This window comes from Nocardia sp. NBC_01499 (assembly GCF_045040275.1).
Taxonomy (GTDB): domain Bacteria; phylum Actinomycetota; class Actinomycetes; order Mycobacteriales; family Mycobacteriaceae; genus Nocardia.
On sequence record NZ_CP109426.1, the window covers coordinates 6,584,691 to 6,596,931 of the forward strand.

Here is a 12,241-nt window from a genome sequence, read left to right on the forward strand (position 1 = left end):
AACGCCAGCGCACGGCAAACACCCCCGCGGCGTCGGTGAGAACCGATGCGGCTCGGCCTACGCTGGCCTCATGGTGTCCGAACGCGAAGTTCTCGAATCCGTCCCGACGCAGCTGTGGATCGGCGGGCCCGTCCCCGCCACCGGCGGCGGCACCTTTCCGGTGCACAACCCGGCCACCGGGGAGGTGCTGACCCAGGTCGCCGACGCGACCCCGGAAGACGCGGTGCGCGCGCTCGACGCGGCCGTCGCGGTGCAGGCCGAGTGGGCGGCGCGGCCGTCGCGGGAACGCGGCGAGATCCTGCGCGCGGTCTTCGAGCGGATCACCGCGCGGGCCGAGGAATTCGCGCTGCTGATGACCCTGGAAATGGGCAAGGCGCTGCCGGAGAGCCGCAACGAGGTGAAGTATGGCGCGGAATTCTTCCGCTGGTTCAGCGAGGAAGCTGTCCGGGTGCACGGGCGCTACCTGCACGCGCCGTCCGGCACCGGCCGGATCATGGTGCACAAGCAGCCGGTCGGGCCGTGCCTGGCGATCACCCCGTGGAATTTCCCCCTCGCGATGGGCACCCGCAAGATCGGCCCCGCGCTGGCGGCCGGTTGCACGATGATCGTGAAACCCGCCTCCGCGACACCGCTGACCATGCTGCTGCTCGCCAAGCTGTGCAGCGACGCCGGCCTGCCGGACGGGGTGCTCTCGGTGATCACGTCGAGCCATTCCGGCGCCGTCACCCAGCCGCTGCTCGACGATCCTCGGCTGCGCAAGCTGACCTTCACCGGATCCACCGAGGTCGGCAAGAAACTGGTGGAGAAGTCGGCGAACGGGCTGCTGCGCACGTCGATGGAGCTCGGCGGCAACGCGCCGTTCGTGGTGTTCGACGACGCCGACATCGACGCGGCCGTGCAGGGCGCCATGCTGGCGAAGCTGCGTAACGGCGGCGAGGCATGTACCGCGGCCAACCGCTTCCACGTGCAGAACGGGGTGCTCGAGGAGTTCACCAGCAAGTTCGTCGAGGCGATGGCCAGCGACGTGACGCTCGGCCCTGGCAGCGACCCGAACACCACCCTCGGCCCGCTGATCAACGAGGAACAGCTCAACACGGTCAGCGAACTGGTCGAGGACGCCGTCTCGGCGGGCGCGCAGGTCCGGCTCGGCGGCAAGGCGCCCGGCGGTCCCGGCTGGTTCTATCCCGCCACCATCCTCAGCGATATCCCGCCGCAGGCCAGGATCTTGCGCGAGGAGGTCTTCGGACCGGTCGCGCCGATTGTCGGCTTTGCCACCGAGGAGGAGGGCATCGCCGCGGCGAACGACACCGAGTTCGGCCTGGTCAGCTACGTCTACACCCGCGACCTGGACCGCGCACTGCGCGTCGCCGAGGGCCTCGAGTCCGGCATGGTCGGCGTCAACCGCGGCGTAATCTCCGACCCCGCAGCACCTTTCGGCGGCGTCAAGGCGTCGGGCTTCGGCCGCGAAGGCGGCACCGAGGGCATCGAGGAATACCTCTCCACCAAGTACATCGCCCTGAGCTGATCGAGGCGGAGACGAAACGACCGCCCCGGGGTGATGAACACCCGGGGCGGCCTTGGGGATGCGGTTGTCGTGCTTTTTTGCCGCATGGGTCTAGGGCCGCGTCAAGCGGCCGACAGGGGAGGGGGTCAGTGACCGAGGCGGCCGCGGCCGAGGCGGAGCAGCAGCATGGCGAGGGTGTGGCCTTCCTGGCCGAGTTCGCTGAAGCGCTCCAGCACCTTCATTTCGCGGTTGTGCACGAGGCGGGGCCCGCCGGACGCCATCCTGGTCCGGCCGATGATCCGGGAGACCTCCGTACGACGCTTGATGGCGGCGAGGATCTCGGCATCGAGGCGATCGATCTCCTTGCGGAGCTTGTCGATCTCCGCGTCGCTCTGCGGCAACGCCGAGTCGGACCCGGTGGTCGTGGCGGGGGTGCTCATCATTCATCTCCTCGTGTCAGAACATGGATCGGCGGGTGAGCCGGGCTCGTTACCGATCGGTTCTTTCACCGTGAAACAGACCTGGTAGGGCCGTCGAATTGGCCACCAAGGACGGTGCGCTCAGAAACAAGTGCCGCGACTACGATATCCGGTCGGTAACCGAAACGGACGCATCGCGTGGACACTCATCATGTCGCCAGTCTGCCACGGGCCGGTAGCTATGCAAAACATTTCGTTTTGTGAATCTGCTGAGAAGGCGGACACGGAATCATTGCGGCGCCTGCCTGGCGGGTTCACCCTGTGTTCGCCGGGGCGGTACCAACCCGACACAAGGGCGACCCGGGGCTTCATCTCTGTCGGTGCCCGCCGGTAGCGTGGATGGGCGATGGACATCACGGTGGCTCCCAAGACGCAGGCCGGTCGCGCCCTGCAGCCGGATTCGACACAAAAACCGCAGGTCACCGGTGGTAACGCCGATGCAGCGGTCAGGCCTGTTGAGGAGGTGCGTGCGGTGCGGGAAACGCAGCGGGCCGCTGTCCCCGAGCCGCCGCCGTCCGGCACCGAACTGGAACAGCGGCGTGTCGAACGGGAGCGTCGGCGCGCCGAGGAAGCCGAGCAGCTACTCGACGGCCTGAACCCACAGCAACGCGCCGCCGTTGTGCACAGTGGCGCGCCGCTGCTCATCGTCGCTGGCGCGGGTTCCGGCAAGACCGCCGTGCTCACCAGGCGCATCGCCTACCTGCTCGCCGCCCGTGGCGTGACCCCAGGGCAGGTGCTCGCGATCACCTTTACCAACAAGGCTGCTGCGGAGATGCGGGAGCGGGTAATTGGACTGGTCGGTCCGCGTGCGAACAACATGTGGGTCTCTACTTTCCACTCCAGCTGTGTTCGCATCCTGCGCATGCAGGCCGCGCTGCTGCCCGGCCTGAATTCGAATTTCTCCATCTACGATGCCGATGATTCGCGGCGACTGCTCACCATGATCAGCCGCGACTTCGAGATCGACACCAAGAAATACACGGCGCGGCTCCTGTCTACCGCGATCTCGAATCTGAAGAACGAGCTGATCGGACCGCGGCAGGCGGTCGCGGATGCCGAGTCGGACGAAACCGAACTGCCCGGCCTGGTCGCCCGCGTCTACACCGAATATCAGCGGCGGTTGCGCGCGGCGAACGCGCTGGATTTCGATGATCTGATCGGCGAGACAGTGGCGCTGCTGCAGCACCACCCGCAGGTCGCCGAGTATTACCGGCGCCGGTTCCGGCACGTACTCGTCGACGAGTACCAGGACACCAACCACGCGCAGTACGTCCTGGTGCGCGAGCTGGTCGGCCATCATCGGGAGAGCAGCGACGAGGATCAGGCGCCGCCGAGCGAGCTGTGCGTCGTCGGTGACGCGGATCAGTCCATCTATGCCTTCCGCGGCGCGACCATTCGCAATATCGAGGAATTCGAGCGCGACTTCCCTGACGCGGAAACCATTCTGCTTGAACAGAACTACCGCTCAACCCAGCACATTCTGTCCGCCGCGAACGCGGTGATCTCGCGCAACGAGAATCGTCGTGACAAGAAGCTGTGGACCGATTCCGGCGAGGGCGACCTGATCACCGGTTACGTCGCCGACAATGAGCACGACGAGGCCGCGTTCGTGGCGCGCGAGATCGACAAGCTGGTCGATCAGGGCGAGGCCAACTATGGCGATGTCGCGGTGTTCTATCGGACCAACAACAACTCTCGCGCGCTGGAAGAGATCTTCATTCGGATGGGGCTGCCGTACAAGGTGGTCGGCGGCGTCCGGTTCTACGAGCGCAAGGAGGTGCGCGATATCGTCGCCTACCTGCGGGTGCTGGAGAACCCCGAGGACGCGGTGAGCGTGCGCCGGATCCTGAACACCCCGCGCCGCGGCATCGGCGATCGGGCCGAGGCGTGCGTCGCCGTGCACGCCGACCAGCGTGGCATCGGTTTCGCCGCGGCACTGCGGGACGCCGCCGACGGCAAGGTCGCGCTGCTCAACACCAGGGCGCAGCGGCAGATCGCCGGATTCCTCGATCTGCTGGAAGAGATCAGGGCGGCGGGCGTGCAGGAGGATCTCGACTTCCCCGACGTCGGCAATGTCGTCGACGCCGTGCTGGAACGCACCGGCTACCGGGCCGAGCTGGAATCCTCCGATGACCCGCAGGACGGCGCCCGGCTGGACAACCTCAACGAACTGGTCAGCGTCGCACGGGAATTCAGCTCCGAGGCGCACAACAACGCGGAGGCGGCCCGGCAGGAGGGGCTGTTGCCGGAGGCGGCCGAGGGTGAACCCGATCCAGGGTCGCTCGCCGCGTTCCTGGAGCGGGTCTCGCTGGTGGCCGACACCGACCAGATCCCGGACGAGGGCACCGGCGTGGTGACGATGATGACCTTGCACACCGCCAAGGGCCTGGAGTTCCCGGTGGTGTTCGTCACCGGCTGGGAGGACGGCCAGTTTCCACATATGCGAGCGCTCGGCGATCCCGCCGAGCTGGCCGAGGAACGCCGACTGGCCTACGTCGGCATCACCAGGGCCAGGAAGCGGCTGTACCTGACCCGCGCGGTGGTCCGCTCCGGCTGGGGTCAACCGGTCTCCAACCCGGAATCGCGCTTCCTACAGGAGATTCCGGATCACCTGATCGACTGGCGACGACTGGAACCGACCGGTTCCGCAGCGACCCGTGGCATCCGCCGTCGCGGCGACGACGACCGGATGGAACGCGATTGGACCCGCGGCGACGGCTGGTCCGAGCAGCGGCCAGGCGTCCGCAGCGAACGTGGCCAGCGTCGCCCGGCTCCTGGTGCCGCGGCCCGCAACAACACGAATCTCGTTCTCGCCGTGGGCGATCGAGTCAGCGATGACAAGTACGGCCTCGGCAAGGTGATCGCCGCAGAGGGATTCGGCCCCCTGGCCACGGTCACCATCGACTTCGGTTCCGCAGGCAAGATCCGCCTAATCCCGCAATACAGCAGGACACTCGTAAAGCTGTAACCGCGCGGCTGGTAGAGATCCGCACCCAGACTCGGGATCCGCACTCGAAATTAGGGCCCTAAAGGCGGTGCGGATCCCGAGTCAGGGTGCGGATTCTGTGGTCAGCGGGGGAGTAGGTCGGTTAGGGCTTCGTTGAGGGTGGGGTAGTGGAAGGTGAAGTTGTTGTCGCGCAGCACTTCTGAGGTGGCGTGGCGGCCGGTGAGGCCGAGGGCTGGATCGGTGCGGAGGAAGACTGCGCCGATCCGCAAAATGAGTGCCGGGGTGGGTGGGGCCGGTGGGCGGTGCAGGTGCCTGCGCAGGGCGGCCATCAGGTCCCGGTTGCGGACCGGGAAGTCGGTGGCGGCCACCAGGATTCCGTCCGGCAGGGTGAGCTGCGGGTCGAGGCCTAGGGCGGCGCGCACGATGGCCAGCCAGTCTTCGACGTGAATCCAGCTGAACCATTGGTCGCCGGGTCCGACGCGGCCGCCGAGGCCCGCTTTGGTCAACTGGCCAAGGCGTTTCAGCGCGGGGGCCTGTGGATCGAGCACGATCGAGGTGCGCAGGATGGTCGAGTGTGCGGCGTTGGCGCCGGCGAAGGCCCGCTCCCACGGTTCGGCGACGCCGGTCATCTGCGGCAGCCCCACCGGCAGCGGAGTTGTTTCGGTGCAGCGGGTTTCGCCCGCGTCCGACCAGATCGCGGTGGTGCTGGCCTGCACCCAGTAGTCGATGGGTGCGTCCAGGCTGGCGGCTGCGTCGACCAGTGCGCGGGTGGAATCCACTCGGCTGCGGCGCAATTCGTCGATATTGCGCTTGCTCGGTCGGCAGTCGACCAGCTTGCCCGCCAGGTTTATGATCGCGGTTCGGCCCGGATTGCGTAGCGCGGCAACCCAATTGCCCACCGACCTACCGTCCCACTCCACCTGGTTGAACGGCAGACCCGGGTCGCGTCGTCGGGTGAGGATGGTCACCCGATGACCGCGACAGGTCAGGTCGGCGGCGATGTGTTTACCCAATGCGCCGGTGCCACCGGCGATTACGGCGGTGAGTGCGGTCGCCGCGGGTTTGATACCGGCCAGCTGGGCGAGCCGTGCGAAGCAGACGCGTGCGTCGGTCTCCAGCAGCGGCCCGACCACCATCCTGGCGATCGGTGCCGACGGTCCGGTGAACGTGAGCCGCTGGGTGATCTCGGTGCCGCCGTCGCGCGGCGTCAACGCCCACGTCAGCCGCATCCGGCCTACTGGTTCCGGCTGCTCGATGCTCAGTTCCCGCCCGGGAACCAGCGTGCTGATGACGAACGGCGGCGCCGTCCGTCCGTGCAATGTCTCGTAGACCCGCCCCCTAGGCAGGTAATCACCCTCAGTGCCCACCGCGACCGGACCGTGCAGCCGAACCGAGGTGACGCCCGGATTCCATTCCGGCCACCGTGTCGGATCCGCCACCACTTCCCACACGAGTTCCGTTGGAAGCGCGATGAACTGGGTGTACAACGTTGTACGTGCCATACCCAAAACGCTAGTCCTCACCCACCCCCACCGAACCGTGCGCCTCATCACCTACCGCCCGCCCCAACCCCGGACCAGATGTGCCACTCGACAATCGATCGCGCTTCGCACCCCCGCTTGATCCTTCGCACACCTGACAACCGCCTGCCGCTATGTGAAGGACCAAGCACCCGTGCGAAGGTGTGACCACGCCTGCGAGGAACGATGCAAAGAAGCGATCATGCCTGCGAAGGCATGATCGCTTCTGTCGCAAAGACTCTCTGCCCCTGGCGTGGAGGCGGGGGAGCTTTAGTCGCGTTCGACGCCCAAGCTGATGCCCCGTGTCGCCAACCAAGGCAGTGGGTCGATCTTGTCGGACCCGTTCAACCACACCTCGAAGTGGCAGTGCGGGCCGGTGGAGAAGCCGCGGTTGCCGATCGTGGCGATCTGGTCACCCGCCATCACGCGCTGGCCTTGGGACACCGTTGCGGTGTCGATGTGGCCGTAGATGGTGACGGTGCCGTCGTCGTGCAGCAGCCGGACCCACATGCCGAAGCCCGCGGCGGGGCCCGCCTCGATGACGGTGCCGTCGGCGACGGCGACGATCGGGGTGCCGATGGGGCCCGCGATGTCGACGCCGAGGTGCTGGACGCCCCAGCGGGCGCCGTAGCCGGAGGTGAAGGTGCCCGAGGCGAACTTGGTGAACAGCGGGCGCAGCTTCGCGGCTTCCTGGGCGGCCAGGTCGTTCGCGTACTTCTGGCCCTTTTGCAGGATGTCGTCGAACTCGCCGACCTTGCCCGACTTCGAAAGGTCGAGCATCTGCGGCGCTTCCGGCGAAGCGGTGGGGTCGGCCAGGCTGACCGACTGTGCGGCGATCTCATGGATCTGTCCGGCGGCCTCGTAGTCGACGGACTGGGACGGCTGGTCCGGTGCGGCGAACGCGGCCTGTCCGGCGGCGACGACGGCACCCGCGGCTACGGCGGCGACCGCGGCACGTCCCTTGAGGGCGGCGGGCGGTGCGGGGAGCCGGTGTGCGCCGCCGCGCTTGTTGGCGCGGCGACCCGGGATGACGGTGGGGGTGGCCGGAGTTTCCGACTCGGTGTCGGGTGCCCAGGACTCTTCCGGTGCCCAGGAGCCGGTTTCAGGCGCCTCGTGCTCGGTCCAGGCGTCGCCCGCGTTCCACGCGGCGCCGTCGGACCAGGAATTCTGCGGTGCCCACGAATCCTGCTGGGACCACGAGTCGTTCGCGGTCCAGGAGTTGTCGCGGCCGCCTTGGTACCCGGCGTTGTAATCCTGCGGTGCCGCGTTGCCGTAGTCAGCGTGCGGTGCGGCGCTGTAATCCTCATGCGCCCTGGCGGAGTATTCCTCCTGCGGCCTTGCGGGCGCGGCGTTGAACAGCGAGTTCCGTTGCCGGTCCACCGAGGGGCCTGCGGGCCTGCCATGCGGAGCCTGCGCGCCGAAGGCGTCGTCATCGTTTCGATAACGCTGTCCGGACGGTGCGCGATGTTCAGGAATAAGGGCGGAGCGATAGTTCATCGGCGGTGCCACATCATGGAGCGGGAGATGTTCGCGGGGCCGAGATGCCAGCTGATCAGCGGCGTCGACGAGTCGTCTGCGGAACGGCTCTCCATCTGCGGAGTGCTGTGCTGCGTCAAGCTTGCCGTCCTCCTAGTCGTGACCGTGCTGTGACATCGACCGCAATGACGGTAACGAAACGATTGCAGGGTCCGCAAGCGCTGCGGCCTATCTGTCCAAACATGTGAGATTGATCACGGTAACACCACGGAATATCCATCTGTGCATTGGGGACGCGAGCGAGGCCTGTCGACGACGGCATGTAGTAGATCGAGCCGTCCCGTGGGTTCGGCGGTTCTACCTGGTGAGGTGTCAGCAACCTACTCGTGAGTAGCGGTGGCCAGCGGTTTTACCGCCGCGCGCATCGGCCCGTGACCTGCGCCACTTAGGATGAACGTGGCCGATTGGCCGTCCATGTGACTGATTAGAGTCCGACCCGACCCGCTTCCGACGTCGGGCCGCCAACAAAGACGTTGTCATCACAACGCAGACGAGACGGTGAGTACATGGATCTCTTCGAATATCAGGCGAAGGAGCTCTTCGTTAAGCACGGAGTGCCTTCGTCCGAGGGCCGCGTCACGGACACGGCCGAGGACGCTCGCGCCATCGCGGCGGAAATCGGCAAGCCGGTGATGGTCAAGGCCCAGGTGAAGGCCGGTGGCCGCGGCAAGGCGGGTGGCGTCAAGTACGCCGCCACCCCGGACGACGCGTTCACGCACGCGCAGAACATCCTCGGCCTCGACATCAAGGGCCACATCACCAAGAAGGTTCTTGTCGCCGAAGCCAAGGACATCGCGGAGGAGTACTACATCTCCTTCCTGCTCGACCGGTCCAACCGCACCTACCTGGCCATGTGCTCGGTGGAAGGCGGCATGGAGATCGAAGAGGTCGCCGCGACCAAGCCGGAGCGCCTCGCCAAGATCGCCGTCGACGCCGTCAAGGGTGTCGACCTCGCTTTCGCCCGCTCGATCGCCGAGCAGGGCCACCTTCCGGCCGACGTGCTCGACGCCGCGGCCGTGACCATCCAGAAGCTGTGGGAGGTGTTCGTCAAGGAGGACGCCACCCTGGTGGAGGTCAACCCGCTGGTGCGCACCCCGCAGGACGAGATCCTCGCCCTCGACGGCAAGGTCACCCTGGACGAGAACGCCGAGTTCCGGCACCCGGATCACGAGGCCTTCGCGGACAAGGACGCGACCGATCCCTTGGAGCTCAAGGCCAAGGAGAACGACCTCAACTACGTCAAGCTCGACGGTGAGGTCGGCATCATCGGCAACGGTGCCGGTCTTGTCATGTCGACCCTCGACGTGGTCGCCTACGCGGGCGAGAACCACAACGGCGTCAAGCCCGCCAACTTCCTCGACATCGGTGGCGGCGCCTCGGCCGAGGTGATGGCAGCGGGCCTGGACGTCATCCTGGGTGACTCGCAGGTCAAGAGCGTGTTCGTGAACGTTTTCGGTGGCATCACCGCCTGTGACGCGGTCGCCAACGGCATCGTCAAGGCGCTGGAGATCCTCGGCGCCGAGGCGAACAAGCCGCTGGTCGTCCGTCTCGACGGCAACAAGGTGGACGAGGGTCGCCAGATTCTGGTCGACGCCGCGCACCCGCTGATCACGCTTGCGCAGACAATGGACGAAGGCGCCGACAAGGCCGCCGAACTGGCAGCGGCCAAGTAAGGAATCCGGAAATGTCTATCTTCCTCAACAAGGACTCGAAGGTCATCGTTCAGGGCATCACCGGCGGCGAGGGCACCAAGCACACCGCACTGATGCTGAAGGCAGGCACCAAGGTCGTCGGCGGCGTCAACGCGCGCAAGGCGGGCACCACCGTCGCGCACACCGACAAGGACGGCAACGCGGTCGAGCTGCCGGTGTACGGCACCGTGGCCGAGGCCATCAAGGAGACCGGCGCCGACGTCTCCATCGCCTTCGTGCCGCCGAAGTTCGCCAAGGACGCCATCATCGAGGCCATCGACGCGGAGATCCCGCTGCTCGTGGTCATCACCGAGGGCATCCCGGTGCAGGACACCGCGTTCGCGTGGGCCTACAACGTGGAGAAGGGCAACAAGACCCGGATCATCGGCCCGAACTGCCCCGGCATCATCACCCCCGGCGAGGCGCTGGTCGGCATCACCCCGGCCAACATCACCGGCAAGGGCCCGGTCGGTCTGGTCTCCAAGTCCGGGACGCTTACCTACCAGATGATGTACGAGCTGCGTGACTTCGGCTTCTCCACCGCCATCGGCATCGGCGGCGACCCGGTCATCGGCACCACCCACATCGACGCCATCGAGGCGTTCGAGAAGGACCCCGAGACCAAGCTGATCGTGATGATCGGCGAGATCGGTGGCGACGCCGAGGAGCGGGCCGCGGCCTACATCAAGGCCAACGTCACCAAGCCGGTCGTCGGCTACGTCGCGGGCTTCACCGCCCCCGAGGGCAAGACCATGGGCCACGCGGGCGCCATCGTCTCCGGCTCGGCGGGCACCGCCCAGGCGAAGAAGGACGCGCTGGAGGCCGCGGGCGTGAAGGTCGGCAAGACGCCGTCCGAGACCGCAGCGCTGGCTCGCGAGATCCTCGAAAAGGCAAGCGTAGAGGTCTGACAAACGGCGCGAAGCGTCTCCGTTGCGGGTGATGGCGGGGACGAGGCGGGCCTGATCCGCGCATTTGACCGAGGCCGCTTTCCGAATCGGAAGGCGGCCTTTGTCATGAGCGAAGGCCGCCCCGGCTCGGAAGGCGGCCTTCATCATGGACACGAACTGAGATGCCAACCGGTTCATCGAGATTAGGGAAGACGCGGACGTACCGGACAGGGCATGCTTATCGGCGTGGATGTGCTGGTGTTGGGTCCAGTGCAGGCGTGGGCTGACGGAGTCGCGGTGACCGTCGATCGGCCGCTGGAACGGGCCGTGTTGGTGCGGTTGGCGTTGGCGAATCGTGTTCCGGTGCCGGATGGGCGACTGGCCGAGGATCTGTGGGGGGCCGAGGTCGAACGGCCGGTGCAGCGGCTGCGCGTGGTGGTGTCGCGGCTGCGGGCCGCGCTCGGGCCGTTGGCCGACGTCATCGGGCGGACACCGGCGGGATATCAGGCGACGGTGTCGGCGAGCGATCTGCTTGCCGCGGAAGCGGCGGCGCAACGGCTGCATGCCGCGCGGCGCACCGGCGATTACGCCGCCGTCGCGGCCGCGGCCAGGGCGGCGCTCGCGCTGTGGCGTGGGCACGCGCTGGCCGACCTGCGCACGATTCCGTTCGCGGCGGCCGAGGGGGAGCGGCTCGATGATTGGCGGCTTTCGCTGACCGTCGCTGGGCTGGAGGCGAATCTCGAACTCGGTGCGGCCGGTGAGGTGGTGACCGAGCTGACCGGGCTGGTCGCGCGGCATCCGCTGCATGAGCCGCTGTCGTGCCTGTTGGCGTTGGCGTTGTATCGCACGGGGCGCCAAGCCGACGCGTTGGAACGGCTGGCGCGGCTGCGGCGGGCGTTGTCCGAGGAGTTGGGTGTCGACCCTTCGCCGGACACGGGTGCGCTGGAACTTCGCATCCTGGACCATGATCCGGCGTTGCGGGCATCGGCCGTGCCGGTCAGGTCATCGGAGACCAACCAGGCCGGGGCCGGTCCGGTTGTCGCGGCGAGCGAGTCAGCGACTGAACCGGAACCGCGACCATGGCCAGCACCGGTAGCGGCCCCGATGACCAGCTTCGTCGGTCGTGGCCGTGAATTCGCCACGCTCACAACACGTCTCGCTGAGCCGGGAATCACAACGGTGGTCGGTGTCGCGGGCAGCGGAAAGTCTCGTCTCGCCGCCGAACTCGCGCGGTCGATAGGGCAATCCGGCAGGCCCGTCGTGCTTGTCGAGCTGGCACCGCTCGGCCGCGCAGCGGATGTGTTGCCCGCGGTGGCCGCGGCATTGGAGGCGAGCGGCCTGGCATCGGACGGGTCGATCGATCCGAACGGCCCACTGCCGGGGATCATCGCCGCGCTCGGCACCAAGCGCACCGTGCTGGTTCTGGACAATGCCGAGCACGTGCTGCATTCGGTAGCCGAATTGGTCACGGCGGCAGCTGGATTCAGTGTGCTCGTCACCTCGCAGCAGCCGTTGGGGGTGCCGGGGGAGTCGGTATACCCGCTCGGTCCGTTGGATCGCAGTGTCGGAGTGGCGTTGTTCATCGAGCGGGCCGGGCTGGCCGGGCTGGTGACCGCGACCGAGCGCGACGAGCTGGTGGCGATCTGCGCGGCGGTGGATTGGCTGCCGCTCGGCATC

At 67.2% G+C, this 12,241-nt stretch carries 8 protein-coding genes and 1 pseudogene; 6 read left to right on the forward strand and 3 right to left on the reverse strand.

Features of this window, described 5'->3' with window-relative positions; all coding sequences use genetic code 11:
- Positions 1–70 precede the first annotated feature (70 nt).
- Positions 71–1,525 carry an NAD-dependent succinate-semialdehyde dehydrogenase gene (locus OG203_RS30080; protein ID WP_405160610.1) on the forward strand — a complete coding sequence of 485 codons (1,455 nt, stop codon included), beginning with the start codon at positions 71–73 and terminating at the stop codon, positions 1,523–1,525.
- A gap of 125 nt (positions 1,526–1,650) precedes the next feature.
- On the opposite strand, the gene OG203_RS30085 is transcribed toward OG203_RS30080, so the two are convergent.
- A complete protein-coding gene (locus OG203_RS30085) occupies positions 1,651–1,944 on the reverse strand; it encodes a chorismate mutase (RefSeq protein WP_378723176.1) in 294 nt (97 codons plus the stop codon).
- Positions 1,945–2,329: 385 nt separating this feature from the next.
- Here OG203_RS30085 and pcrA point away from each other — a divergent pair, with 385 nt between their 5' ends.
- A complete protein-coding gene (gene pcrA / locus OG203_RS30090) occupies positions 2,330–4,951 on the forward strand; it encodes a DNA helicase PcrA (protein ID WP_405160611.1) in 2,622 nt (873 codons plus the stop codon).
- 101 nt (positions 4,952–5,052) lie between these two features.
- Here pcrA and OG203_RS30095 read toward each other — a convergent pair whose 3' ends face one another.
- On the reverse strand, positions 5,053–6,432 hold the full coding sequence (locus OG203_RS30095; RefSeq protein WP_405160612.1) for a DUF1731 domain-containing protein: 1,380 nt from the start codon (positions 6,430–6,432) through the stop codon (positions 5,053–5,055).
- Between the two features lie 288 nt (positions 6,433–6,720).
- Positions 6,721–7,947 (reverse strand): M23 family metallopeptidase, encoded by a 1,227-nt coding sequence (locus OG203_RS30100; protein WP_405160613.1) that lies wholly within the window; start codon positions 7,945–7,947, stop codon positions 6,721–6,723.
- 15 nt (positions 7,948–7,962) lie between these two features.
- Here OG203_RS30100 and OG203_RS30105 point away from each other — a divergent pair, with 15 nt between their 5' ends.
- From OG203_RS30105 to OG203_RS30120, 4 genes and pseudogenes are all read left to right on the forward strand, one after another.
- A complete protein-coding gene (locus tag OG203_RS30105) occupies positions 7,963–8,100 on the forward strand; it encodes a hypothetical protein (protein ID WP_405160614.1) in 138 nt (45 codons plus the stop codon).
- Positions 8,101–8,492: 392 nt separating this feature from the next.
- Complete coding sequence (gene sucC, locus OG203_RS30110) at positions 8,493–9,659, forward strand: ADP-forming succinate--CoA ligase subunit beta (protein ID WP_405160615.1); 1,167 nt, start codon at positions 8,493–8,495, stop codon at positions 9,657–9,659.
- A gap of 11 nt (positions 9,660–9,670) precedes the next feature.
- A complete protein-coding gene (gene sucD / locus OG203_RS30115; protein ID WP_405160616.1) occupies positions 9,671–10,585 on the forward strand; it encodes a succinate--CoA ligase subunit alpha in 915 nt (304 codons plus the stop codon).
- A 213-nt stretch (positions 10,586–10,798) separates the two neighbouring features.
- Positions 10,799–11,971: pseudogene (locus tag OG203_RS30120) on the forward strand (BTAD domain-containing putative transcriptional regulator); the annotation flags it as partial.
- Positions 11,972–12,241: the final 270 nt, after the last annotated feature.